Here is a 25,367-nt window from a genome sequence, read left to right as displayed (position 1 = left end):
TATTATTTTAATTAGAACTAAATTAATATAGATATTTAATAGTTGTTTGTTAAAATATCTAAATATTACATTCTATTATTGTTAATTTATATTAATGGATATGTGTTTTGTGGTTTCTTTATAAGTTTGTGTATTTACTTTCTTTGTCTTGATACAAAGAAAGTAACAAAGAAAAAATCAAGGCTTACGAAAAATCACGCTAAAAATAATCGTCTTCGCTAAAAGTTTTTAAACTTGTTCTGTTTATTCTAAGCAGAACTTCGAACAGCAAAACTTTCTTTACGCTCGACGCTTATTTTCTTAACGCTATTTTTCTAATGCCGTTTTTTATTTCTCTTTAGATTATGATTTCAGCCGTTTCGATTTTTCTTCGCCACGTGCTGACGCTTGAACGCATGGCAGTCGACAGTCGACTGTCGACAGTCAGCCGTGGATTGACGCTTGAACGTTCTTTTATTTTTTCTTGATGAAATTGTTTTATGTCATTGCCTTGAAAAAGGCAATCTCCTAATTCTAAGTAATAATGAGATTACCACTTTCGTGGTAATGACAGTAAGGCTATTTTTTTATTGATAAAAAAGTGCATTTACTTTCTTTGTCTTGATACAAGAGTGTAATACTTACTTTTTTTCTTGATAAAAAAGTAACAAAAAATCAAGTTCAAGCTGAGGCACTTTGCCATGCTCTTGGCTTCAGCTCGAAAAATCTTACTTCTTTAAATCATCTTGTTGGTTTTGTTTGTGCTTGTTTAGTGTTTGTATTATAACATAAATATCTTGCTCTATATCTTTTTGCACGATGATTTCAGCCGTTTCGATTTTTCTTCGCCGCGTGCTAACGCTTGAACGTTCTTTATGCAAAACTTTCTTTACGCTATTTTTCTAATGCCGTGATGGTCGTCTGTCGACAGTCAGCTGTGGCATTGATGCTTGAACGCTTTTTACTTTTTTAATAAAATTGCTTGATGTCATTGCCTTGAAAAAGGTAATCTCATATTTCTAAGTGTTTAGGAGATTACCACTTTCGTGGTAATGACAGTAAAGCTATTTTTTCTTGATGAAAAAGTGTATTTACTTTCTTTGTCTTGATACAAGAGTGTTACATTTACTTTTTTTTTGATAAAATAGTGTATTTACTTTCTTTGTCTTGATACAAAGAAAGTAACAAAGAAAAATCAAGGCTTACGAAAAATTACGCTAAAAATATTCGTCTTCGCTAAAGTTTTAAACTTGTTCTGCTTCTACAAAGCAGAACTTCAAACAGCAAAACTTTCCTTACGCTCGACGCTTATTTTCTTAACGCTATTTTTCTAATGCCGTGATGGTCGGCAGTCGTCTGTCGACAGTCAGCTGTGGCATTGATGCTTGAACGCATTTTATTATAATCATCAGTTTTTTGATTGCGTCACTTCGTTCGCAATGACGAAACTTTTTTATGCTATTTTTCTGATGCCATTTTCCTTATTAATGCAAAAACCGCCAAGAAATTCTTGGCGGTCAACTTTAAATTTTTATAAAAAGCTTGCTATTTTAATTAGCAACTTGTTGTTTGATTAAGTTTAAGGCAGAACCTGCTTTGAACCATCCAATTTGTTGCTCATTGTATGAATGTGCTACATCAAAACTTTCTGTACTACCATCTTTGTGGTGCAATACTATCGTCAAGTTTTTGCCTGGTGCAAATTCTGTTAATCCAACTATATCTACTGTATCGTTTTCTTGAACTTTATTGTAGTCGTCTTTATTGATAAAAGTTAAAGCCAACATACCTTGTTTTTTCAAGTTAGTTTCGTGGATACGAGCAAAAGATTTTACAACAACAGCACGTACACCTAAATGACGTGGCTCCATTGCAGCATGCTCTCTTGAAGAACCTTCTCCATAATTTTCATCACCAAATACAATTGAACCTAAACCTTGTGCTTTGTAAGCTCTAGCTGTTGCTGGCACTGCACCATATTCGCCAGTAAGTTCATTCAATACATTATCTGTTTTGTCATTAAATGCATTTACTGCACCAATCAACATATTATTAGAAATATTATCTAAGTGACCACGAAAACGTAACCATGGACCAGCCATAGAAATATGGTCTGTTGTACATTTTCCTTTTGCTTTAATTAATAATTTTAATCCTTTAATATCATCGCCTTCCCATGGTTTAAATCCATTTAACACTTGTAGACGATCTGAATTTGGATTGATAATTACTTCTACACCGCTACCATCTTCTGCTGGTGCTTGATAACCTGGATCATCTACAGCAAAGCCATTTGGTGGTAATTCGAAACCAGTTGGTTCATCTAATTTAACAGCCTCTCCTTTTTCGTTGATTAATGTATCTGTTAATGGATTAAAATCTAAACGTCCTGCAATTGCTAATGCAGTTACCATTTCTGGAGAGCCAACAAATGCATATGTATTTGGATTACCATCTGCACGTTTAGCAAAGTTTCTATTAAATGAGTGAACGATAGTATTTTTCTCGCCTTTGTCTGCTCCTTCTCTACTCCATTGTCCTATACATGGTCCGCAAGCATTTGCAAATACATTAGCACCAATTTCATCAAATAACTCAATAAAGCCATCTCTTTCTATCGTAAAACGAACTTGCTCAGAACCTGGTGTAATTGTAAATTGTGCTTTGGATTTTAGTCCTTTTTCTTTTACTTGTTTTGCTAATGATGCAGCACGTGAAATATCTTCGTAAGATGAGTTGGTACAAGAACCAATTAAACCTACTTGTACATCTAATGGCCAACCGTTTTTATCAGCTGCCTCTTTCAATTTAGAAATACGTGTTGCTAAATCAGGTGTGAATGGCCTATTCAAATGTGGTTCTAATGTATTTAAGTCAATTTCAAGTACTTGATCAAAATATTTCTCTGGTTGCTCATAACATTCTGGATCTGCATTTAAGTAAGATTTGATAGTATCTGCTAATGCTGCTACTTCTGCTCTACCTGTGCCTGATAAGTATCTAGACATAGACGCATCGTATCCAAAAGTTGATGTTGTTGCGCCAATTTCAGCACCCATGTTTGCAATAGTACCTTTTCCTGTACATGACATTGCTGTAACACCTTCACCAAAATATTCAACTATACAGCCAGTACCACCTTTTACAGTTAAAATACCAGCAACTTTTAAGATAACATCTTTAGGAGAAGTCCATCCACTTAATTTACCTGTTAATTTTACACCGATTAGTTTTGGCCATTTTAGTTCCCAAGGCATTCCTGCCATTACATCCACAGCATCTGCACCACCAACACCAATAGCAATCATACCTAATCCACCTGCATTTACAGTGTGTGAGTCTGTACCAATCATCATTCCACCAGGAAATGCATAATTTTCTAATACTACTTGGTGAATAATACCAGCACCTGGTTTCCAAAAACCAACGCCATATTTATTAGATACTGAAGCTAAAAAGTTATATACTTCGTTGTTTGTGTTTATTGCATCTTGTAAATCTTTATCTGCTCCAATTTTTGCTTGAATTAAGTGGTCAGCATGTACAGTAGATGGAACTGCAACTTTTTTACGACCAGCTTGCATAAATTGTAATAATGCCATCTGTGCTGTTGCATCTTGCATAGCTACACGGTCTGGTGCGAAATCTACATAAGATGTGCCTCTTTGAAAATCTTCTAAAGATTGAGATTCGTGTAGATGTGCGAATAAGATTTTTTCTGCTAAAGTTAATGGTCTGTTTAATTGTGCTTTTGCTTTATCCACCTTAGCTGGAAACTCAGCATACACTTTTTTAATCATATCTAAATCAAAAATCATGGAGTTTGGATTTATTTAGTTATAAAATAATTTGTTTTTCGAGTGCAAAGGTACTTCTTTTTTAAATAATATTAGCATATACATCAATTAATTTGCATTATCTTGTAAAAAATTATACATCATGGTATATCCAATGCAAAAACATATTATTTTGATCTTTGCTGTATGCTTAAATGTGGGCATTTTATTTGCACAAAACAAACAATATTGGGACACGACAAAACAATTTTATCAAAAATTTGAATTGCCAGCTAGAGAGAAGAAGTTAATAGAAATGAATATACCTAATGGAACTCTTGAATTGGTTTACAGAATTTCAATCTTAGAAATAAATAAAAATATTTCTAATAATTTGGCTGATATTTTAGGAAATGTACCTTATGCTCCTGCAAAAATATTTGGTGGTAGCATTAATCTTCTTTCTGGTATTAGTGGAACAAGTAAGTGTAATTATTATATTTTTAATGACAAACAAAAAGCAAATACATTTATAAGTAATAAGAATACTACAAGTGACATTTGTTATTCAGGTGAAAAAATTGTTGAACAATATAGTGTGCTGGATTTTGGACAACCATGTTATAAGAATATAAAAAAACTATACATTGTAATTGAAAATACTAATTTGATTGAAAATGCTTTGTGGTGTTTGAAGCTATTCCAAAAATAGATTTTATGGTTTCAAGAGGTTGGAACGAGAATAATAAAACTGTATTTCTAAATAATTGCAAAAACATTAATTCAAAATCAAATAAAAATATAAATGAAGACTGTTTATGTGTATTAGATAAAGTGCAAGAAAAATATTCTGTATCTGAATACAATAAATTGAATATTGATGAAAAAAATAATATTTATAAAAACAATTACAATATTTGTGTAAATCCAGAAAAAGTAAATTTGGAAGATTATACTAATCAATATAACAAAGCGATTGCATTATACAATTTTAAAAAATATGATTCTGCATTATTCATAATAGAAAATCTATACAAAACTAAGAAAGAAGATAAAGATTTACAGCATTTTTTAGGCATCTTATATTTAGATACTAAACAATTTACCAAGTCATTAAATATCATGACTAAGTTGAATAACGAAATGCCAGATAACTTAGCTGTGAAAATTAATTTTGCACATGCACTATTACTTAATAATAAATACGAAGAAGCAAAAGGAATTTATATTAAGCATAAAAATGAAAATATCAATACAGAAGTTACTTGGAAGCAACAAATGAAAGAAGATTTTGAAAGATTTGAGCAATTAGGTATCAACTATATTAAATATACTAAAATTTTAAAATTAATAGAATAACATGCAATATTGGATAATGAAATCTGAGCCTGATGTATTTAGTTACGATGATTTGGTACAAAAAGGACAAGAACATTGGGATGGTGTTCGCAATTATACAGCAAGAAATAATATGAAAGCCATGAAAGTTGGTGACAAAGCGTTATTTTATCACTCAAATATTGATAAAGCTGTTGTTGGCATCATGAAAATAGTAAAGACAGCTTATCAAGACCCAACATCTGATGACGAAAGATGGGTATGTGTTGATGTTGCACCATTTAAAAAATTAAAAAAATCAGTGAGCTTAGCACAGATAAAAGCAAATCCTAATCTACAAGAAATCAAGATGATAAAGCAAGGCAGACTCTCTGTGATAGACATTACTAAAGAAGAATTTGAAGAAATATTAAAAATGAGCCAATAAATTCATTTATATTTGAAACTATGAATTCAACGATAATTGCACCATCAGTTTTATCTGCAAATTTTGCAAACCTAGCCAAAGATTTTGAAATGCTCAACCAGAGTGATGCTGAATACATTCATATTGATGTGATGGATGGTGTTTTTGTTCCAAATATTTCTTTTGGTTTTTTAGTTATAGATGCCATGCGAAAACTATCTACTAAGGTTTTTGATGTACACTTAATGATAGTTGAACCACAAAAATACATCCAAGAATTTAAAAATGCTGGCGCAGATATTCTTACGGTACACATAGAAGCGTGTACACATCTACACAGAACTATACAACATATAAAATCATGTGGTATGAAAGCTGGCGTAGCAATTAATCCTCACACACCAATACATTTTTTATGAGAAATAATTGCAGAAGTTGATTTAGTATGTATGATGAGTGTAAATCCAGGTTTTGGCGGACAATCATTTATCGAAAATACTTACAATAAGATATCAGAATTAAAACAATTAATTGAACAAAAGAATAGCAAAGCATTAATAGAAATTGATGGAGGCGTAAGCTTACACAATGCTAAAAAATTAATAGACACAGGTGCCAATGTTTTAGTTGCAGGCAATGCAGTATTTAACTCAGAAAATCCAATACAGACCATTGCAAACCTAAAAGCAATATAATTTATTCTATTCATGCTCAAACTCAATTTCACATATTGTTTTATTATTTTATTTCTAAGTACTTTTGCTCAGCATACAATTACTATAAAAGGTTTGGTGCGCGACAATGAGAATTTACCAATTGCAAATGTCAATATCATACAAAAAGGAACTAACAATTCTACAACAACAAACGAAAATGGAGAATATAGCTTAAGATTAGATTTTGATGATAATTTTTGTGAAGTTGAATTCAAGCATATACAATTTGCATTGCAAACCATAAAAGTTTTTTCTTCTAATAAAATGAAAAAGAAGTAGATGTTTTTATGACATCTAATGTTAATGAAATAGATTCTATTGAAATTGTATCTAAAAGCAAAGGCAATACAGAACAAAAACTTGATGCAAAAAGTGCAGAATATTTTCCAAATCCAACGAATGATATAGGCACAATTGTAAAAACGTTTGCTGGTGTACAGTCAAATAACGAACTTACTGGACAATACAATGTGCGTGGTGGCAATTATGACGAAAACTTAGTTTATGTCAATGATTTTGAAATTTATAAAACATTTCTTACATCAAGCGGACAGCAAGAAGGTTTGAGTTTTGCCAATGTAGATTTAGTAGAAAGTTTATCATTTTCTGCAGGTGGTTTCGAAGCAAAATACAACGATAAGATGTCGTCTGTTTTAAATGTAAAATATAAAACACCAACTGCATTCAAAGGTAGTGTGATGGCAAGTTTATTAGGTGTAAATGCACATATAGAAGGCATTACAAAAAATGAAAAATTTACATTTCTAACTGGTGTTCGTTATAAATCAAACGCATACTTATTAGGCACGTTGGATGCAAAAGGCGAATACAATCCAAATTTCTTTGATGTTCAAGGTAACTTCCATTACAAACCAAACAACAAAAATGATATTGAAATTTTAGCCTATCATGCTTTTAATAAATACAAATTCACGCCAGATTTGCAAGAAACAAGAGCAGGAACATTCGATAAACTTATTCGTTTTTTAGTAGATTTTGAAGGTGGCGAAAATTCACAGTTCAACAATACAATGGCTGGCATTGCATACAAATTTGTTCCAAATTCTACTTTTAGTATGAAGATAAATTCTGCATTTTGGAAGATGCAAGAATTAGAGCAATTCAACATCACTGGTTATTATTCATTAGATGAAATTGAGATTGACCCAAATAAAGATAATTTTGGCAATGTAAAAGAAAATTTAGGTGCTGGAACTTTCCAAGATTGGGCAAGAAACAAATTAGATGCTATTGTGTTCAACACTGCATGGAACGGAAAATTAGCTTTTAAAAAACATTTATTAGAGTTTGGAAATACTGTACAATACGAAAAAATAAATGATAAGCTTAGTGAATGGACACGTATAGATTCAGCTGGATATGCAGTACCATATTCTGGAAATTATATAACTATTCAAAATAGATTAAAATCAACTATTGAGTTACAATCAGTAAGAACACATGGTTATGTGCAACACAAATGGAATATCAGAGATGATTCTGTAAAATTATTTATTACAACAGGCATAAGATATCATTTCTGGAATGTGAATAAAGAGTTTTTAGTTTCGCCAAGAATGCAAATGGTGTACAAACCAAATATAAAAGCCGATCTTACCTTAAGAGCATCATTAGGTATGTATCAACAAGCACCATTTTACAGAGAACTAAGAGATTTTGATGGCAATATCAACAAACAAGTAAAGGCACAAAAATCTGCTCAAATTGTATTAGGTGCTGATTATGTTTTTAAAGCTTGGGGAAATAGAAACTTTAAACTTACAACAGAAGCATATTACAAATATCTATGGCAGCTCAATCCATATGAAATTGAAGACATAAGAATAAGATACTTTGCAAAAAACAATGCAACTGGTTATGCAACTGGAGTTGATGTTAGATTTTTTGGAGAATTGGTAAAAGGCACAGATTCTTGGGTAAGCATATCTTATTTAAGTACAAAAGAAAATTTGAATGATGATTTCTATTATAAAACATCAACAAATAATAGTGGTGACATAGATTCGCAAATTGTATATCCAGGAAAAATAAGAAGACCAACAGACCAAACATTATTTTTTAACTTATATTTTCAAGATTATTTAGTAAAGAATAAAAGTTTTAAAGTGCATTTCAATTTAGTTGTAGGTACTGGATTGCCATTTGGACCACCAGATAGACAACGCTATAAAGATGTACTTAAAATTCCACCATATAGAAGATTAGACATAGGCTTTTCTTACTTAATAATTGATGGAGATAAACGTACAAAAGAAACCAAAAGCTTTGGCGCAAAATTCGATAAAATATGGACAAGCTTTGAAGTATTTAATATAATTGGAATATACAATACATTATCTTATAGATGGATAAAAGATATAGATAATAATCAATGGGCAATTCCAAATTATCTAACCAATAGAAGATTTAATTTAAAATTGCATATCAGTTGGTAGTGTAACGGTTATTAATAGTGGAAGAAAAAATATATCATATATCAGCTGTATCATATCTAAATACCAAGCCATTTTTATACGGCATTCAAGCATCATCTATACAAAATCAAATAAGGTTATCACAAGACAATCCAGCACAATGTGCCATTCATTTATTAAACAATAAAATAGATATTGGATTGGTGCCTGTTGCCATTATCCCATTACTCAGCAATGCACATATTATTTCGCCATTTTGTATTGGTGCTAATGGATATGTAAAAACGGTCTCTTTGTATGCTAATGTACCTATTGACGAGATACAAACTGTATATCTTGACGAACAATCAAGAACTTCTGTTTTGTTGGTACAAATATTATTTAAAGAATACTGGAAAAAAGAAGTGCAATTTTTGCCAGCATATCCAAACTATGAAAACAATATAAAAAACTATGAAGCTGCTGTAGTTATTGGCGATAGATGTATACAACTTATTGATAAATACGTTTATAATTATGATTTATCTTATACTTGGAAACAACACACTGGCTTACCTTTTGTTTTTGCTGCGTGGGTAAGTAATAAAATATTAGACAATGATTTTTTATTAGAATTTAATCATGCGCTTGAATATGGCATACAACACAAAAATATTTTAGCTGAGCAATATGCATCATATAATACAAATTCGTTTGATGTATTAAACTATTGGACAGACAACATCATATACAAACTTGATGAAGACATGAAACAAGCTTTGGAATTATTTCTACGAAAAATCAATCCGAAACAACAAATTTTCTATTGTTTCTAAGCTACAATTAATACAAAAAAACTAAGTTTTTAGATGTGCTAATTTTTCTTGCACAGCATGATATGGACAATTTTTCTTCAACTTATTTGGTCCTAAATCTTTTATTTCGTAACCATTTTCGTAGTACCTGTATTTGCTCATTGTGCTTCTATAAAATGGCTTTTGTATTGGATTTAGGCTAGCAACAATACTTCGCATTTTTAGTGCAACAGTTACTAAAAGTCTTAACAATTGATGTGGTTCTGAAAAATGAAATGCTTTTAATAAATGTGGTTGCATGACACTATGTAAAATTGGACGAGCAAAATCAAACATATATTTTGGCAAATACCAACCCAACATCAAATCTTCAGTTACTTTTGCAATTGCCTCATTTGTTTTGTTGTATATAAAATGTTCTTTTTCATAGTTATTATAGTAAGTTTCTAATTCTTCAATAGTATCAGGAATATTTTTAATATTCATTTGTTTGCCAATTTCTTGCCATACTTTAAATCCAGCAATTTCTTCGTTTGCAGTCAATTTCCGATAGCCATATTTGTTAATCCAATTGCCTGTATCAAAAACAAATGTGGCTAATACATATAAATAATCTTCGTTAGATATTTTATAGCTTGAGTGTATCCAATTAATACGTTGTAATGCCTCCTGCCCTTTTCTGTGATTCAAACCATAATCAATAATATTACTTAATAAAATATCTGTATCGTCATATCTTTTTTGTGTATGATGTTCAAATTCTTTAGATTGAAATAATATTTTGGATATTGATGGTACTGCAAATGTTTTGTACAATGCCAATTCTAATGCTCTATTGTAATCCCAAGGAAACTCGTACCAAATTGAAAGTTGTACAATCTCCCAATAATCTTTTTCTGGATTGAGTGATTTTATTTTTTTGAGAATTTTGTTTTCAAGCATGTACTTAAATGTATAACTATTCTCTGAAAATGTCAATGACATAAAAAAAGCTCTACAAAATGTAGAGCTTTCATTTATTTAGGTACTGAAATATTATTCAGCAACAACTTCAAATTGAATTTCAGCCATAATTTCTTTGTACAAACTTACGTTTGCTTTGTATGTACCTAATTCTTTTACTTCACCAAGTATTTGGATTTTCTTTCTATCAACTTCTAAATTAAATTGATTTTTAAGTGCATCAGAAACTTGGATATTAGTAACACTACCAAACAATTTTCCGCTAGTACCAGCTTTTGCACCAACTGTAATTTTAGATGCAACTAATTTTTCAGCTAATTGCTTCATTTCTTCAGTCAATTTAGCAATCTTAGCAGAGCGTTGTTTTAGTATTTCTTCTAAATGTTTTTTATTTGATGTGTTAGCCACTTTAGCTAAACCTTTAGGTATTAAATAGTTTCTTCCGTAGCCAGGTTTTACGTTCACTACGTCAAATTTCAACCCTAATTTGTCAACATCTTGTAATAATATAATTTCCATGGCTATTTATTTTAATAAGTCTGTTACGTAAGGTAATAAAGCTAAATGTCTTGCTTTTTTTACAGCCTGAGATATTTTTCTTTGGAATTTTAATGAGTTTCCAGTAATTCTACGTGGAAGTAGTTTACCTTGATCATTTACAAATCTCAACAAGAAATCTGGATCTTTGTAATCGATATATTTAATGCCCATTTTTTTGAAATCGACAGTATTTTTTCTTTTGTTCTCCTAATTTTGGAGCATTCAAAAATTTAATTTCGTCTTGTGTTGCCATGATTAAGCCTCCGTTTTTTGAGTTTTGTTACTATGTTTTTCTCTTCTTTGCACTGAATAAGCCAATGCATGTTTGTCTAATTTAGTAGTTAGAAAACGCATTACATTTTCATCTCTTCTAAATTCAACTTCAAACTTTTTCACCAAAAGTGGGTCAAGTTTAAAATCTAACAAAGTGTAAAACCCTGTTGTTTTCTTTTGGATTGGATAAGCTAATTGCTTAATTCCCCAATCTTCTTTGCTTACAAGCTCGCCGCCGTTTTTTTCAATGAAGTCGGTGTACTTCTTTACGGTTCTTGTGTACTCTTCTTTAGAAAGTACGGGCGTTGTAATAAAAACCGTTTCGTAATTGTTCATATAATAAATTAATTTAAGGTTGCAAAGGTAGCATTTTTTTTTGAACAATTAATATATTAATATAAATTTTACATTGAACGCACTACCCTATCTAAACAAAGTGCATTTCTTGCTTATTTCTCCTCATTTCTAATAAGAAATTGAATATAACCATATATATCATTTGTTGGAAGATTTTTAGCTCTTAACTTTTTCTCTTTTCTATCTATAATAAATATTCGTGGTGTTGTTACTACATTATATTCTCTTCTAAATGCACTTGTTCCATTTGGATCCCAACCTGTTACCCAATCTTGATGACAATTTGCTTTTACAAACTTTTTAAATGTTGTATCTGTTTGTTCTGTAGATATTTAAACTACTAGTACATCTAAGTTTTTGAGTGTATCATAAACACTTTTTAACAATGGAATTTCTTTTTGGCAATGTCCACAATCTGAGTTCCAAAACACTAAAACTGTGTATCTATTTTTATCCAATAATGTATGGAAATTCAAATCTACTAAATTTGAATCTTTGAATGAGAAATTTGGTGCTGGACTGCCTAATAATGTTGGTTTTATATCTTCTACATAGCTTTTAATTTTCTTTAGATTTTCTTCTTCGCTCCAAGGTGCTTTGCCACTTAGGTAGTACTTTTCTGCTAAGTGTACAAATATTTTATCGTAGCCCATTACTTGGCTTTTAGAATACTTTTCATACAATAAATTCAACACATATCTATACATTAAGTGTGAACCATTAGATGCTTTATCAATTAATTTATCTACATAAATAATTAAAGAATCTGGTGCTGGATAGATGAATTGGTCAAAATATTGATGAACAAATGTTTTTAGAATTGGCGAACGCACATACGAAGAATCTTTAAAGTCTATTATATTAAAATAATTTTCTTTTATATAACTAACTGTTGTTGTTGTATCCTTCCATTCTTTTCCATTTTTTTGTTGTTCTGGCACTATTGGCGACAACATCATACTTAATAATGATGTGTACAATGTATTTGGATATTTGGTAATAATTTTCTGTCTATGTGTTCTTATTTCATCTGCATGTTTATCTATTTGGTTTTTCACTGGCAAATAGTTCAAATCTGTTTCTTTTAATGTATTATATATCTTTCTCAAAGAATCCATTTTTTGTCCTATCAAAACTGTAGCAGAAACATCGTCATATAATGCTTTATTTTCGGCACTATTCACAATCTTCATATTGGCTATAAAATTTAGTGTATCTGTAGTCATACTAAACTGTGATTCTTTGATAATTAAATCAAAACTTTTGTATCCTAATTTTGGAAAAGCCAATAGATAAACACCATTTGCATAATCTTTCTTTCCTTTTATATAGGCAATTCCTTTATCATTAAAATATATTGAGTCTTGAATAAATTTATTAGCTTCATAATAATACGCCAACAATGCTGTATCGTTTTTTATTCCTTTTACTTGGATTTTAATATCAAACACTCTATCTGCTGCAAAGACAGATACCTGACAAACAATAATAAATAAGAGTATGCTAATGTATTTTTTTACTTTCATAATATGTAATTAAGTCTTGGATAGATGTGCAAATTTTATTCCAAAAATAATTGATTTCTGTGCAAATAAAAAAGACGTTTCAAAATGAAACGTCTTAATTTTTATTAATTTTTGGCAATTATTTTACTTTATTTACCACAGCTTCAAAAGCTTCTGGATGGTTTAAAGCTAAATCTGCTAATGCTTTTCTATTAATTTCTACACCAGCTTTGCTTAATTTATTGATAAATACAGAATATGACATACCATAATTTCTTACAGCTGCGTTAATTCTTACTATCCATAAACTTCTGTAATCTCTTTTCTTTAATTTTCTACCTACGAATGCGTAAGTTAAACCTTTTTCAACAGCATTTTTAGTTACTGTCCAAACGTTTTTTCTTCTACCAAAATAGCCTTTGGCTAATTTGTAGACTTTCTTTTTTCTTGCTTTTGCTGCTACTGAGTTGACTGAACGTGGCATGACTTTTAAATTTTAATTTTTTTAATAATAATTATTCACAAATAGTCATCGGTGCTTGCCCTACCTTATACTATTAAATTGTTTGTATTATGACAATACTAATAACTTCTTAGCATTGTTCATATCTGATGTATGTACTAAACCAGCGTGTGTTAATCTCTTTTTACGCTTAGTGCTTTTTTTAGTTAAAATATGTCTTTTGTATGCTTTTGCTCTTTTAATTTTACCAGAACCTGTTACTTTAAAACGTTTTTTAGCACTAGAATTTGTTTTTACCTTTGGCATATCCTCTACTTTTTTCTGTTTATTTGATTAATATCATTCTATCATTTTCAGAATGGAATGCGAAGATACAATTATTTTTTAATCTTTTTAATGATTTAATTTAAAATCTGTGTAAAATATTTATTAGTGTTGCTTTTTGTTTAATTCTGTTAAGTTTTTTTCATTCATTCAAAGTAATTTTTATTTTTACACTGAATTAATACTTTTATGGAAAGAGATAAAAAAATATTTAGCCTAATAAACGATGAATTGCACAGACAAACAAGTGGTATAGAACTTATTGCATCTGAAAACTTTACATCTAAACAAGTAATGGAAGCAATGGGTACTTGCTTAACTAATAAATATGCAGAAGGATATCCAGGAAAAAGATACTATGGTGGTTGCGAAGTTGTAGATCAAATAGAGCAAATTGCCATAGACAGACTTTGTCAATTATTTGGTGCAGAATACGCCAATGTACAACCACACTCTGGTGCACAAGCAAATGCTGCAGTATTTTTAGCATGTTTAAAACCTGGAGATACTATTTTAGGCTTCGATTTATCTCATGGTGGGCATTTATCTCACGGTTCACCTGTAAATTTCTCTGGCAAATTCTTTAATCCAGTTTTTTATGGCGTTGAGCAAGATTCTGGATTAATAAATATGGATAAAGTTGAAGCATTGGCAGTTGCCAACAAACCAAAACTAATTGTTTGTGGTGCGTCTGCATATGCAAGAGATTGGGATTATGCAAGATTTAGAGCAATTGCAGACAAAGTAGGTGCATTACTTATGGCAGATATTGCACATCCAGCTGGATTAATTGCTACAAAAAAACTAAATGACCCAATACCACATTGCCATATTGTTACATCTACAACACATAAAACATTGCGTGGACCAAGAGGTGGAATAATTATGTTGGGCAAAGATTTTGAAAATCCATTTGGAGAAAAAACACCAAAAGGTGAATTAAAAATGATGTCACAAGTATTAAACTCTGGTGTTTTTCCAGGTATGCAAGGTGGACCATTGGAGCATGTAATTGCTGCAAAAGCGGTAGCTTTTGGCGAAGCACTAACAAGTGATTTCTCAGATTACACAACACAAGTCATCAACAATGCACAAGCAATGGCAAATGCATTTTTAAGCAAAGGCTACCAAATAATATCTGGTGGTACTTCAAATCATTTAATGTTGATTGATTTAAGAAATAAAAACATTACTGGAAAAGAAGCAGAATTTGCATTGGGTGTTGCAGATATTACTGTAAATAAAAATATGGTGCCTTTTGATGACAAATCACCATTTGTTACATCTGGAATAAGAGTAGGAACAGCAGCTATTACAACAAGACAATTTAAAGAACAAGATTGTGAGCAAATTGTAGATTGGATTGATGAAATCTTACAGAATAAAGACAATACAGATTTATTATTAGATATAAAAAAGAAAGTCAACCAATTTACAGAAGACTTTCCTTTATACTAATAAATGATTAGATATTTTTTTAATCTACAATAGTATTTTCATTGATTTTTTGTTGATTTGAATATTCATCAACGGTAAATTTTATCATATTTTCTATGGTTGGTCTTCTAAAAATCATTAAGAATAAAATTGCTAAGCTGAAAGCAAAGTTCAACTCATTTCCAAAAATAAAATATAATATAATATTTATCATTCCTGCACCTTCCAACATTGCAGACTGTTGGATTATTGCCGTTCTATAAAAATTAATTTTAGAACGAAAATCTGATGTTACTTTTGCTTGTTGAATACTGTTCATAAAAAGTATTCTTGAACCTACGATTGAAATTACGCCAATACCTACGCCAATGTAATGTATAAAACTATCATCATCAGATGTTATTTTTTGTTTGTCTGATATATATTTCAATAGAATTATAATAAAAAACAAACCTGCACAAAGTGCCATATGTACAATTTGTATAGGTTTAAATTCATCTTTTAAAGTAGGCATATAGAAATATTATTAAATTTTAATACAACGAAATTAATAAAATTCACATCTTTATTGTAAATTTAGATATGAAATTATTTTCTTGTACTATAGTTATTTTTTGTGCATTATTATTCTCATGCAAAAAAGAAACTGAAACAGTAACATTTAATTATGAATACAATTTACTTCCATTAGAAATTGGCAATTATATCATTTACAAAGGTGATTCAATTATCTATAATTATTTTTTCGCTCAAGTAAAAAGAAGTAGTTCATTCTATCTTAAAGAAACAATCAAAGACACATCAAGAGATAATTTGAATAGACTTAGATATGAAATAAGTGTTCAAATGCGATATGATACAACTCAAAATTGGGGCGTTGAAAAAATTCACTACATCGTACCAACAAAAACCACAATTGAAAGAGTTGAAGATAATCTGAGATATATCAAACTTATCTTTCCAAACCAATTAGGTACACAATGGAACCCAAACAAATATATTACACAAAAAATACCTTATATTTTTACTTTAGATACATCATTAAATATCATTAATAGTAAAGCAATTGTAACATCAAAAGATGTTAATTACAGTAATAGTTTTAAAAGTTTTGATTCAACACTTACCACCACAAATCTGATAGACTCAAGTGCTATAAATTTGTATAAACTTACAGAAAGATATGCTAAAAATATTGGCTTAGTATATTTAGAAAGATGGAATGTAATTGCTAAAGACCCAAATACTGACCAGTCATTACCTTGGATTGATAAAGGCAGATTAGGATTTTACTTAAAATTAGAAGCAATGCAATATGGTAAAGAATAGTCTATTTATCATTTGTACTATTTTTTGTTACTTTCATACTTTTTCAGAATGCTCAAACTTAGCATTAGTCTTTTTTAAAGATAAAGAAAATAAAAATATAAGTTTAGATGCGCCAGTCAATAAAAACAACATTCAAAAAATTGAATCTATTGGATTAGAATATAAAAATTCATCAAGATGGTTAAATGCTGCAATTTTTATTTACAATGATGTAGAAAAAATAAATAGCATCAAACAATTAGATTTTGTTGAAAAAGTAGATTTTGGATGTATTAATAATCCGCAAAGAACAAATACAAACTATTCAAAATTTGAGACAGAAGAATTAAGCAAAACAGAAGAAAACCAAGAAACTAATATTGATACAATTTATAATCAACAAATATTACAAGTAAAAGGTAACTATATTCAGAATCTAAATTACAAAGCTCAAGGAATGAAAATTGCAGTCATTGACAATGGATTCCCAAATACAAATATCATTGAAGGTTTACAACACATATACAACGAAAATAGACTATTGGGTACATATAATTTTTACACAAACAGTGACAATGTCTATCACAGTTCTGGTTCAAATCATGGTAGCAATTGCTTTAGTATTATTGGTGGTTTGTTGTCTAATTTTTCAGGTTCTGCTCCAAAAGCATCGTTCTATCTTTTCAGAACAGAAGTTGATGCAATAGAAGGACAAACAGAAGAAATATTACTTAGTCAGGCACTAGAAGCAGCATATGATAGTGGTGTACATGTTGCAAGTATTTCATTAGGTTATACAGAAGGTTTTGATGATGGTACAAACAATCACACCTATGCTGAACTTGATGGTAAAACAACAATTGCGGCTAAAGCGGTGAACATTGCAGCATCAAAAGGAATGATAGTTTGTGTATCAGCTGGAAACGAAGGAAATAAAACATGGAAATATTTAGGCACACCAGCTGATGCAGACAGTGCATTTACAATTGGTGCAGTAGATGCAAACGGTGATACATCTAGCTTCACTAGCTACCAATTTGAAAATACTACAAAAGTAAAACCAAATGTGGTTGCAATGGGCACTGCAACTCAATATTTGAATAGTGCAAATACTATAAGTTCTGGCAATGGAACATCTTACTCAACACCAGTTATTGCAGGACTTACAGCATGCTTGTGGCAAGCGTTTCCAGAAAAAACAAATTGGGAAATAAAAACAGCAATTGAACAAAGTGCACATCTTTATCCAAATACAGATAACAAAAGACTAGGTTATGGTATTCCAGATTTTGAAAAAGCATATAAATCATTAGCAGAAATGACTAAAATAGATTATAATATAGATAATGAAATAAAAGTCTTCCCTACTATATTTTCTGATAAAATAAACATATCATCTAACAATAATATTAAGGAAATAAACATATATACAACAACTGGAAGACTTATAGATAGGTTAGCTGTAGATGAACAAAAATTCAAAACAATTGTTTTAGATAACTTAGAAAGCAATGTCTATTTATTGCAAATAATTACAGAGCAAAATACTATAACAAAAAAAGTAATAAAGCAGTAATACACAAAAACTTATCTATTATCATTCAATATTGTATTTTTGTCAATTACGTATGAAAAATATTTTTTCTATTTTACTATTAACTTTATGCATTTCCAATATATCTGCACAACAGAAATTTACAATTAGTGGATATATTAAAGATGCAAAAAACGGCGAAGCACTTATTGGTGCTACAGTATACTTAGCAAATAATGTTACCGAAAGTACAGTTACAAATTTATATGGCTATTATTCATTAGAAGTAGACAGTGGTGATATTGAAATTGCTACATCATACATAGGTTATAATACACAAATCAAAAAGATAAATCTAACAAAAAACACAGTGCTTAATTTTGAGGTTGCAGAAGAATCTAATATTCTACAAGAAGTCATCATTACATCTGAAAGAAAAGATGAAAATGTAAAAAGTACCAAATTGGGAACTGTAGAATTATCCGCAGAGAGAATAAAATCTATTCCAGCATTTATGGGCGAAGTAGATGTAATCAAAGCATTACAGCTGATGCCAGGTGTACAAGCAGCAGGAGAAGGAAATTCTGGAATTTATGTGCGCGGTGGTGGTCCAGACCAAAATTTAGTATTACTAGATGATGCAATTGTCTACAACCCAGGACATCTATTTGGTTTCTTTTCTGTCTTCAATACTGATGCAATTAAAAATGTAACTTTAGTAAAAGGTACTATGCCAGCAAATTATGGTGGTCGTTTATCTTCTGTAATTGATGTGCAAATGAAAGAAGGAAACAATAAAAAATTCCAAATGGAAGGTGGAATAGGCATCATAAGTTCAAGACTTACATTACAAGCACCTATTCAAAAAAACAAAAGTTCATTTCTAATTTCAGGAAGAAGAACATATGCATTTGATATTGCACAGCCAGCACTTAAAAAACAGATTTTGCTGGAACAAATTATTTCTTTTATGACCTTAATGTAAAAGCAAATTATATTTTCTCAGACAAAAGCAAATTATACATCAGTGGATATTTTGGTAGAGATGTTTTTGTATATAATTCATCTGCAAATCAAACTTATGTAAAAATTCCATGGGGTAATATTACAGCAACAGCAAGATACAATCATGTTATTAACTCAAAATTATTCATGAATGCATCTTTCATTTTTAATGATTATAAATTTCAATTCACAGGAAAACAACTAGACTTTGGGTTTGATGTAAATTCTGGCGTTAGAGATTTTAACGCAAAAGTAGACTTTGATTACTTCATCAATAATAAACATCTACTAAAATTTGGGTACATATACACTCATCACAAAATGACACCAACCATTGCATCCGCACAATCTGACACAACTACTTTTGAAACAAACAATGTATTTAAAAAATACAGCCATGAAATGGCTTGGTATGTACAACATGAATGGAATATCACTGAAAAAGTAAAATTAGATATTGGCTTTAGATTAAGTTATTTCCATCACACTGGACCATATCAAGAAAACTATGGAACAGACACCATTAAGTATGCAAAAGGAAAAGGAATAAAACCATATGTTGGTGCAGAGCCAAGAATAGCCATGCGTTACAATCTAGATAAATTTAGCTCACTCAAAGCTGGACTAAGTTTTAACTATCAATACATACATTTAGTTTCCAATTCCAATAGCACACTACCAACAGATGTTTGGGTACAAAGTTCTGCAAATGTAAAACCACAACAAGCATTGCAACTAAGTGTTGGATATTTTAGAAATTTTAAAGACAATATGTTTGAAACATCTGTAGAAGTATATTACAAACATCTATTCAACCAAATAGAATATTCTGAATATTATGTAAATGAATTAAATCAAGATCCTGAAAAAAGCTATGTATTTGGAACAGGAAAAGCATACGGTGCAGAATTTTTTATCAGAAAAAACAAAGGCAAGCTAAATGGTTGGATAGGTTATACAATTTCAAGAAGTGATAGAAAATTTAGCGAACTTAATGATGGAAAAGTATTTGTTGCAAAATTTGATAGACCACATGATTTATCAATCAATCTTGCCTACAACCTAAATAAAGAATGGCAACTAGGCACAACATTTGTATACGCAACAGGCAATGCATTTACGCCAATTGAGAGAATGATGAATATAGAAGGTGCGTTTGCTTTTATTTATGGTAAGAGAAATTCTTATAGAATTCCAGCATATCACAGATTAGATTTATCATTAAACTACACACCTATTAAAAAAAGAAAACCAAACAGAAGATGGCAATCTAGTTACAACTTCTCAATTTACAACGTATATAGTAGAAAAAACACATACTTTATATATTATAAACTTGAAAATGCAAGTACAAGTGCAAAAACAGTTAGTGTATCATTATTCCCAATTATACCATCATTCACTTGGAATTTTAAATTTTAAAATATGAGAAAAATAATATATTTATTAGTTATTTTTATTATCTCTTTATCTTGCGAAAAAGAAATAGACTTAAATATTGATGTAGATAAAGAAGACATTGTTGTAGATGGTAAAATTGAAAATGATTTCCCACCATACTTATTACTTACAAGAACTTTTTCTATTTACAAAGATTTAAATGTTGGCGACTTATCAAACTTTATAATTAGTGGTGCCGAAATTTGGGTAAGTACAGGAACAGATTCTGTAAAGCTAAAAGAATACAACAGTACAAATTTCGATGAAATTCCAGATACTTTCCAAACACAGCTAGCACACAGATTCGGTATCGATATAAGTAAATTTGAAGGAAATCTACCACAAAATATTAGCATTTACACAGTTCCATTCGATGAAGAAAACATATTTATTGGAGAATTAGGGAAAAAATATAATTTAAATATAAAAGTTGAAGACAAAACATTAACAAGTGTTACAACTATTCCAAATTATACCAAAAATTTTGATACACTTTGGTTAGAAACTCATCCAAACCCATCTAAATTTCCTGATCTATTTCAAGTAACTGGCATTTTGTATGACAGTAGCACTACAGATTATTATAGATATTTTACAAAAGTTGATAATGAACCATGGTTAGTAGCACAAAGTTCAGTATTTGATGATGCTTTCTTCAATGGCAAACAATTTAAAATATTTATTCCAAAAGGGTATAATTTTGGATTTCAAAATGGACAAAATTTCGATGAAACAGATGGCTATTGGAATCAAAATGATTCTACTTTATTTATAAAACTATCTATTATTGACAAAGCTCATTATGATTTTTGGCGTACATTGGAAAGCAATAGAAATAGCCAAGGGAATCCATTTGGCTCTTTTGTGGTAATCAAGAGCAATATTGTAGGTGGAATGGGAATTTGGGGCGGATATGCCAGCAAAACAATATCCTATCAAAGATTTTAACATCAGATAAATAATACTGCAAATTTTCTTCAAATAACAAACAAATAGTATATTGCAGTAGTAATTTATAGCACATGGCAAAAAATGTAAAAATTATCTTAGACGGAAAGAATCACACCATCACAGTACATGACGACCAAACAATACTAGATGCTGCAATAGATGCAAATCTAGATCCACCACATGCATGTAGAGTAGCAGCATGTTGCAGCTGCAAAGCACTATTAGTACAAGGCACAGTCATTATGGATGATGATGAACCACTAACACAAGAAGAAATAGATGAAGGATTTGTACTTACATGCCAATCACATCCAACATCAGATGATGTTGTAATAAATTATGACGAAGGATAACATTCTAATTAATCATTGTAACAATGATTAATTAGATTACAAAAAATAAAACACCATGCCAAACAGAAATCTTAGTAATTTAAGGGAAAACTATAAACTTGGAACACTAGACATAAATGATTGTGATAGCAATCCATTCAATCAATTTCAAACTTGGCTCAATCAAGCATTAACTGATAAACTTTTTGAACCAAATGGAATGCAAATAGCTACTGTAGGAAAAAATGGCATGCCATCAGTAAGAACAGTACTTTTAAAAGAAATCACAGATAAAGGTTTTGTATTTTATACAAATTATGAAAGCAAAAAGGGCATACAACTTTCTGAGAACAACCATGCTGCTGTTGTATTTTGGTGGCGAGAGCATGAAAGACAAGTGCGTATTGAAGGTGTGATAGAAAAGTATGATGTAGAAAAAAGTAAAAAATATTTTTATTCCAGACCTCAAGGTAGCCAACTAGCAGCATCTGTATCACCACAAAGTAAAAAGATACCAAATCGGAAATATTTAGATGATTTGTATGAACAATACCAAGCAAAATATAGTCAAATAAAATTTCCATTTCCTACAAATTGGGGTGGCTATATACTCATACCATATCTTTTTGAATTTTGGCAAGGTAGAGAAAACAGACTACATGATAGAATTGAATATATCTATGAAGAAAATTTATGGACTAAGCAACGACTTGCTCCATAATTAAAAATCAGAAATAATATAACAAGAATATAACTCAATTTCTTATAGAAATTGCTATATTTGTACAAAAAAGTATGCAAGAATATTTGCCAATAATATTTATGCTTATCGTAGCTTTAGGGTTTATTGCAACCACAATGATTGCAACGCACCTACTTGGTCCTAAAAAGAAATCAAAAATAAAATTAGATACTTTTGAATGTGGAATTGAAGTTCAAGGGAATGCAAGGCTACCATTTTCTATTAAATATTTCTTAGTTGCTATTTTATTTGTATTATTTGATGTTGAGGTTATCTTTATGTACCCATGGGCAGTAAATTTCAAAAAATTAGGCTTATATGGCTTGATTGAGATGTTTATATTTATTGGTTTTTTCCTAGTTGGCTTCTTATACATTTACAAAAAAGGTGCTTTAAAATGGGAATAAATTTAATTTCTTCATCATATAGAATAAATTAAACAATTTAAAATGAGTTCAACTTCAGTAGACATAGACATCACACACAAACCAGTTGGGTTAGAAGGTGAAGGTTTCTTTGCCACACAATTAGATAAAGTTGTAGGTATGGCAAGAAAAAATTCACTTTGGCCATTACCATTTGCAACTTCTTGTTGTGGTATAGAATTTATGGCAACAATGGCTTCAACCTACGATTTATCAAGATTTGGTTCAGAAAGACTTTCTTTCTCACCACGTCAAGCAGATTTATTGATGGTAATGGGAACAATTTCTAAGAAATTAGCACCAGTACTTAGACAAGTATATGAGCAGATGGCAGAACCAAAATGGGTATTATGCATGGGCGTGTGCAAGCAGTGGAGGCATTTTCGATACATACAGTGTATTACAAGGCATTGATAGAATTATTCCAGTCGATGTGTACATTTCAGGTTGCCCACCACGTCCAGAACAAGTACTAGATGGCATCTTACAAATACAAAAAATTGCAGAATCTGAATCTATAAGAAGAAGAGATACACAAGAATACAAAGACATGTTAGCAAAATATGGAATAGAATAATATTCGATTATGATAGAACTAATACAACAAAAAATAAACAACTCACTTCCTGATGCCATTATTGCTACTGAGCAAGCATACGACTTTTCTAATATTATAATAAAAAAAGAATATCTAAAAAACGTATTACAATTATTAAGAACAGATACGGAATTAAACTTTCATTTTTTAACTACCATGTGTGGTACACATTTTCCAGACAATTCTTACGAGCAAGAATTTGGCATTATGTACCAATTACATAATATGCCTAAAAATTGGAGAATTAGAATTAAAGCATTTATGCCAAAATCTGATTTAAACATACAAACAGTTACGGACTTATGGAAAACTGCAAATTGGATGGAAAGACAAGAATACGATTTCTTTGGATTTAATTTTGTTGGACATCCAAATTTATGTAGAATATTAAATATGGACGAAATGAACTATTTTCCTTTGCGTAAAGAATATCCACTCGAAGACTTACAACGCGATGACAAGGATGATAAAATGTTTGGAAGATAAAATAATTATTTAAGAATATGAATTACGATATCGACAATACCATAAAAGAAGAAAAACACAATTATACTAAATTAAATTTAGGACCAACACATCCAGCAACACACGGAATTTTTCAAAATATTCTTACACTAGATGGCGAAAGAATCATTGATGCTGTACCAACAATAGGATACATACACAGAGCTTTCGAAAAACTTGGAGAACGTAGACCATACAATCAAATCAATACAATAACAGACAGACTAAACTATTGCTCATCACCTATCAATAATTTAGGCTGGTTTATGACTGTAGAAAAATTAATCAAAGCAGAAATACCAAAAAAAGCACAATACTTACGTGTAATTATTATGGAGCTATCACGTATTGCAGACCATATTGTGTGTGACACTGTAATTGCTGTAGATACTGGTGCCATGACTGGCTTTTTACATTTATTTCAATCAAGAGAAAAAATATACGAAATTTTTGAATCAATCTGTGGTGCAAGACTTACAACAAATCTTGGAAGAATTGGTGGATTAGCACAAGACTTTTCTGATGAAACTTGGAATCGAATTCACACTTTTATTAAAGAATTTCCAAAACATCTAAAAGAATTTCAAAAACTAGTAGATAGAAATAGAATTTTCATGGATAGAACAATTGGTGTAGGTTCAATTTCAGCAGAAATGGCTTTAGATTATGGCTTTACAGGACCAAATCTAAGAGCAGCTGGTGTTGATTATGATGTACGTGTAGCCAATCCATATTCTTCATATGAAGATTTTAAATTTGATATTCCAGTAGGCACATCAGGCGATACATATGACAGATACATGGTGCGTATGGAAGAAATGTGGCAAAGCTATTCTATCATAGAACAAGCCATAAAAAACCTACCAGATGGTGCTGTGCATGCAGATTTACCAGAGTTTTTCTTACCACCAAAAACTGATGTATATAGTAAAATGGAAGCTTTAATCTATCATTTCAAAATTGTAATGGGCGAAATGAATATACCTAAAGGCGAAGTTTACCATAGCGTAGAAGGTGGAAACGGAGAACTTGGTTACTATATTATTTCTGATGGTGGAAGAACACCTTATCGTTTTCACATCAGGAGGCCATGCTTTATATACTACCAAGCATATACAGAAATGATAAAAGGTGGTATGCTAAGTGATGCCATACTTACCATGAGTAGTATGAATGTAATTGCAGGAGAATTAGATGCGTAAAAAGCATTTTATTCTTTTGT

General features: G+C 30.4%; 23 protein-coding genes and 4 pseudogenes. 18 read left to right on the top strand and 9 right to left on the bottom strand.

Going from position 1 to position 25,367, the window contains the following annotated elements:
- Window positions 1-1,529: 1,529 nt before the first annotated feature.
- Window positions 1,530-3,797, bottom strand: coding sequence for an aconitate hydratase (locus IPK18_12390; protein QQR97627.1), 2,268 nt, complete (start codon window positions 3,795-3,797; stop codon window positions 1,530-1,532).
- A 175-nt stretch (window positions 3,798-3,972) separates the two neighbouring features.
- Here IPK18_12390 and IPK18_12385 point away from each other — a divergent pair, with 175 nt between their 5' ends.
- The 7 genes and pseudogenes from IPK18_12385 (at window position 3,973) to IPK18_12355 (ending at window position 9,465) form a co-directional block, all read left to right on the top strand.
- A complete protein-coding gene (locus tag IPK18_12385) occupies window positions 3,973-4,467 on the top strand; it encodes a hypothetical protein (protein QQR97626.1) in 495 nt (164 codons plus the stop codon).
- Window positions 4,443-5,114, top strand: coding sequence for a hypothetical protein (locus tag IPK18_12380; GenBank protein QQR97625.1), 672 nt, complete (start codon window positions 4,443-4,445; stop codon window positions 5,112-5,114). The genes IPK18_12385 and IPK18_12380 overlap by 25 nt, the downstream gene beginning before the upstream one ends.
- Before the next feature lies 1 nt (window position 5,115).
- Window positions 5,116-5,520 (top strand): EVE domain-containing protein, encoded by a 405-nt coding sequence (locus IPK18_12375; protein QQR97624.1) that lies wholly within the window; start codon window positions 5,116-5,118, stop codon window positions 5,518-5,520.
- A gap of 20 nt (window positions 5,521-5,540) precedes the next feature.
- Window positions 5,541-6,194: pseudogene (locus tag IPK18_12370) on the top strand (ribulose-phosphate 3-epimerase).
- A 12-nt stretch (window positions 6,195-6,206) separates the two neighbouring features.
- The gene (locus IPK18_12365) at window positions 6,207-6,494 is read left to right on the top strand and encodes a carboxypeptidase-like regulatory domain-containing protein (protein ID QQR97623.1); all 288 of its coding nucleotides are present in this window, start codon (window positions 6,207-6,209) and stop codon (window positions 6,492-6,494) included.
- 8 nt (window positions 6,495-6,502) lie between these two features.
- Window positions 6,503-8,671: a TonB-dependent receptor plug domain-containing protein gene (locus tag IPK18_12360; GenBank protein ID QQR97622.1), complete on the top strand. Its 2,169-nt coding sequence runs from the start codon at window positions 6,503-6,505 to the stop codon at window positions 8,669-8,671.
- Window positions 8,672-8,685: 14 nt separating this feature from the next.
- Window positions 8,686-9,465, top strand: coding sequence for a menaquinone biosynthesis protein (locus tag IPK18_12355; GenBank protein ID QQR99351.1), 780 nt, complete (start codon window positions 8,686-8,688; stop codon window positions 9,463-9,465).
- Between the two features lie 21 nt (window positions 9,466-9,486).
- Here IPK18_12355 and IPK18_12350 read toward each other — a convergent pair whose 3' ends face one another.
- The 7 genes and pseudogenes from IPK18_12350 to rpmI form a co-directional block, all read right to left on the bottom strand.
- Complete coding sequence (locus IPK18_12350) at window positions 9,487-10,428, bottom strand: DUF2236 domain-containing protein (GenBank protein ID QQR97621.1); 942 nt, start codon at window positions 10,426-10,428, stop codon at window positions 9,487-9,489.
- Between the two features lie 51 nt (window positions 10,429-10,479).
- Window positions 10,480-10,926, bottom strand: a complete 447-nt coding sequence (locus tag IPK18_12345) for a 50S ribosomal protein L9 (protein ID QQR97620.1) — start codon at window positions 10,924-10,926, stop codon at window positions 10,480-10,482.
- A gap of 6 nt (window positions 10,927-10,932) precedes the next feature.
- Window positions 10,933-11,203 (bottom strand): annotated as a pseudogene (locus IPK18_12340) (30S ribosomal protein S18).
- Window positions 11,203-11,556, bottom strand: a complete 354-nt coding sequence (locus IPK18_12335) for a 30S ribosomal protein S6 (protein ID QQR97619.1) — start codon at window positions 11,554-11,556, stop codon at window positions 11,203-11,205. Before IPK18_12335 ends, IPK18_12340 begins: the two are co-directional and overlap by 1 nt.
- Window positions 11,557-11,909: 353 nt before the next feature.
- Window positions 11,910-13,103, bottom strand: coding sequence for a DUF5106 domain-containing protein (locus tag IPK18_12330; GenBank protein ID QQR97618.1), 1,194 nt, complete (start codon window positions 13,101-13,103; stop codon window positions 11,910-11,912).
- Between the two features lie 118 nt (window positions 13,104-13,221).
- Window positions 13,222-13,566: a 50S ribosomal protein L20 gene (gene rplT / locus IPK18_12325; GenBank protein ID QQR97617.1), complete on the bottom strand. Its 345-nt coding sequence runs from the start codon at window positions 13,564-13,566 to the stop codon at window positions 13,222-13,224.
- Window positions 13,567-13,653: 87 nt separating this feature from the next.
- Window positions 13,654-13,851 (bottom strand): 50S ribosomal protein L35, encoded by a 198-nt coding sequence (gene rpmI, locus IPK18_12320; GenBank protein ID QQR97616.1) that lies wholly within the window; start codon window positions 13,849-13,851, stop codon window positions 13,654-13,656.
- 207 nt (window positions 13,852-14,058) lie between these two features.
- Here rpmI and IPK18_12315 point away from each other — a divergent pair, with 207 nt between their 5' ends.
- On the top strand, window positions 14,059-15,327 hold the full coding sequence (locus IPK18_12315) for a serine hydroxymethyltransferase (protein QQR97615.1): 1,269 nt from the start codon (window positions 14,059-14,061) through the stop codon (window positions 15,325-15,327).
- 19 nt (window positions 15,328-15,346) lie between these two features.
- Here the strand turns inward: IPK18_12315 and IPK18_12310 are convergent, their stop codons facing one another.
- Window positions 15,347-15,820: a hypothetical protein gene (locus IPK18_12310; protein ID QQR97614.1), complete on the bottom strand. Its 474-nt coding sequence runs from the start codon at window positions 15,818-15,820 to the stop codon at window positions 15,347-15,349.
- 68 nt (window positions 15,821-15,888) lie between these two features.
- Between IPK18_12310 and IPK18_12305 the strand changes: the two genes are divergently transcribed.
- The 10 genes and pseudogenes from IPK18_12305 (at window position 15,889) to IPK18_12260 (ending at window position 25,347) form a co-directional block, all read left to right on the top strand.
- Window positions 15,889-16,635 carry a hypothetical protein gene (locus tag IPK18_12305; GenBank protein ID QQR97613.1) on the top strand — a complete coding sequence of 249 codons (747 nt, stop codon included), beginning with the start codon at window positions 15,889-15,891 and terminating at the stop codon, window positions 16,633-16,635.
- Entirely contained in the window at window positions 16,622-18,190 is a 1,569-nt protein-coding gene (locus IPK18_12300) for a S8 family peptidase (protein QQR97612.1), read from the top strand. Before IPK18_12305 ends, IPK18_12300 begins: the two co-directional genes overlap by 14 nt.
- A gap of 52 nt (window positions 18,191-18,242) precedes the next feature.
- Window positions 18,243-20,575 (top strand): annotated as a pseudogene (locus tag IPK18_12295) (TonB-dependent receptor).
- Between the two features lie 3 nt (window positions 20,576-20,578).
- Complete coding sequence (locus IPK18_12290) at window positions 20,579-21,541, top strand: DUF4249 domain-containing protein (GenBank protein ID QQR97611.1); 963 nt, start codon at window positions 20,579-20,581, stop codon at window positions 21,539-21,541.
- Window positions 21,542-21,615: 74 nt separating this feature from the next.
- Window positions 21,616-21,897, top strand: a complete 282-nt coding sequence (locus tag IPK18_12285) for a 2Fe-2S iron-sulfur cluster binding domain-containing protein (protein ID QQR97610.1) — start codon at window positions 21,616-21,618, stop codon at window positions 21,895-21,897.
- A 55-nt stretch (window positions 21,898-21,952) separates the two neighbouring features.
- Window positions 21,953-22,597 (top strand): pyridoxamine 5'-phosphate oxidase, encoded by a 645-nt coding sequence (pdxH, locus tag IPK18_12280; protein ID QQR97609.1) that lies wholly within the window; start codon window positions 21,953-21,955, stop codon window positions 22,595-22,597.
- Between the two features lie 74 nt (window positions 22,598-22,671).
- A complete protein-coding gene (locus IPK18_12275) occupies window positions 22,672-23,025 on the top strand; it encodes an NADH-quinone oxidoreductase subunit A (GenBank protein QQR97608.1) in 354 nt (117 codons plus the stop codon).
- 42 nt (window positions 23,026-23,067) lie between these two features.
- Window positions 23,068-23,620: pseudogene (locus IPK18_12270) on the top strand (NADH-quinone oxidoreductase subunit B).
- Between the two features lie 9 nt (window positions 23,621-23,629).
- Window positions 23,630-24,127, top strand: a complete 498-nt coding sequence (locus tag IPK18_12265) for an NADH-quinone oxidoreductase subunit C (protein QQR97607.1) — start codon at window positions 23,630-23,632, stop codon at window positions 24,125-24,127.
- Between the two features lie 17 nt (window positions 24,128-24,144).
- Window positions 24,145-25,347 (top strand): NADH-quinone oxidoreductase subunit D, encoded by a 1,203-nt coding sequence (locus IPK18_12260; GenBank protein QQR97606.1) that lies wholly within the window; start codon window positions 24,145-24,147, stop codon window positions 25,345-25,347.
- Window positions 25,348-25,367: the final 20 nt, after the last annotated feature.

Source organism: Sphingobacteriales bacterium (assembly GCA_016699615.1).
Classification (GTDB): Bacteria; Bacteroidota; Bacteroidia; order Chitinophagales; family JADIYW01; genus JADJSS01.
Note: the sequence above shows the minus strand (reverse complement) of the source record. Positions and strands in the feature narration are given on the sequence as shown.

What these genes read in the sequence shown, in the direction of transcription:
- IPK18_12390 (QQR97627.1), bottom strand. Translation starts at nt 3,797, where the DNA reads ATGATTTTTGATTTAGATATGATTAAAAAAGTGTATGCTGAGTTTCCA.
- IPK18_12375 (QQR97624.1), top strand. Translation starts at nt 5,116, where the DNA reads ATGCAATATTGGATAATGAAATCTGAGCCTGATGTATTTAGTTACGAT.
- IPK18_12365 (QQR97623.1), top strand. Translation starts at nt 6,207, where the DNA reads ATGCTCAAACTCAATTTCACATATTGTTTTATTATTTTATTTCTAAGT.
- IPK18_12360 (QQR97622.1), top strand. Translation starts at nt 6,503, where the DNA reads ATGACATCTAATGTTAATGAAATAGATTCTATTGAAATTGTATCTAAA.
- IPK18_12350 (QQR97621.1), bottom strand. Translation starts at nt 10,428, where the DNA reads ATGTCATTGACATTTTCAGAGAATAGTTATACATTTAAGTACATGCTT.
- IPK18_12345 (QQR97620.1), bottom strand. Translation starts at nt 10,926, where the DNA reads ATGGAAATTATATTATTACAAGATGTTGACAAATTAGGGTTGAAATTT.
- IPK18_12335 (QQR97619.1), bottom strand. Translation starts at nt 11,556, where the DNA reads ATGAACAATTACGAAACGGTTTTTATTACAACGCCCGTACTTTCTAAA.
- IPK18_12330 (QQR97618.1), bottom strand. Translation starts at nt 13,103, where the DNA reads ATGAAAGTAAAAAAATACATTAGCATACTCTTATTTATTATTGTTTGT.
- rplT (QQR97617.1), bottom strand. Translation starts at nt 13,566, where the DNA reads ATGCCACGTTCAGTCAACTCAGTAGCAGCAAAAGCAAGAAAAAAGAAA.
- rpmI (QQR97616.1), bottom strand. Translation starts at nt 13,851, where the DNA reads ATGCCAAAGGTAAAAACAAATTCTAGTGCTAAAAAACGTTTTAAAGTA.
- IPK18_12315 (QQR97615.1), top strand. Translation starts at nt 14,059, where the DNA reads ATGGAAAGAGATAAAAAAATATTTAGCCTAATAAACGATGAATTGCAC.
- IPK18_12310 (QQR97614.1), bottom strand. Translation starts at nt 15,820, where the DNA reads ATGCCTACTTTAAAAGATGAATTTAAACCTATACAAATTGTACATATG.
- IPK18_12305 (QQR97613.1), top strand. Translation starts at nt 15,889, where the DNA reads ATGAAATTATTTTCTTGTACTATAGTTATTTTTTGTGCATTATTATTC.
- IPK18_12300 (QQR97612.1), top strand. Translation starts at nt 16,622, where the DNA reads ATGGTAAAGAATAGTCTATTTATCATTTGTACTATTTTTTGTTACTTT.
- IPK18_12290 (QQR97611.1), top strand. Translation starts at nt 20,579, where the DNA reads ATGAGAAAAATAATATATTTATTAGTTATTTTTATTATCTCTTTATCT.
- IPK18_12285 (QQR97610.1), top strand. Translation starts at nt 21,616, where the DNA reads ATGGCAAAAAATGTAAAAATTATCTTAGACGGAAAGAATCACACCATC.
- pdxH (QQR97609.1), top strand. Translation starts at nt 21,953, where the DNA reads ATGCCAAACAGAAATCTTAGTAATTTAAGGGAAAACTATAAACTTGGA.
- IPK18_12275 (QQR97608.1), top strand. Translation starts at nt 22,672, where the DNA reads ATGCAAGAATATTTGCCAATAATATTTATGCTTATCGTAGCTTTAGGG.
- IPK18_12265 (QQR97607.1), top strand. Translation starts at nt 23,630, where the DNA reads ATGATAGAACTAATACAACAAAAAATAAACAACTCACTTCCTGATGCC.
- IPK18_12260 (QQR97606.1), top strand. Translation starts at nt 24,145, where the DNA reads ATGAATTACGATATCGACAATACCATAAAAGAAGAAAAACACAATTAT.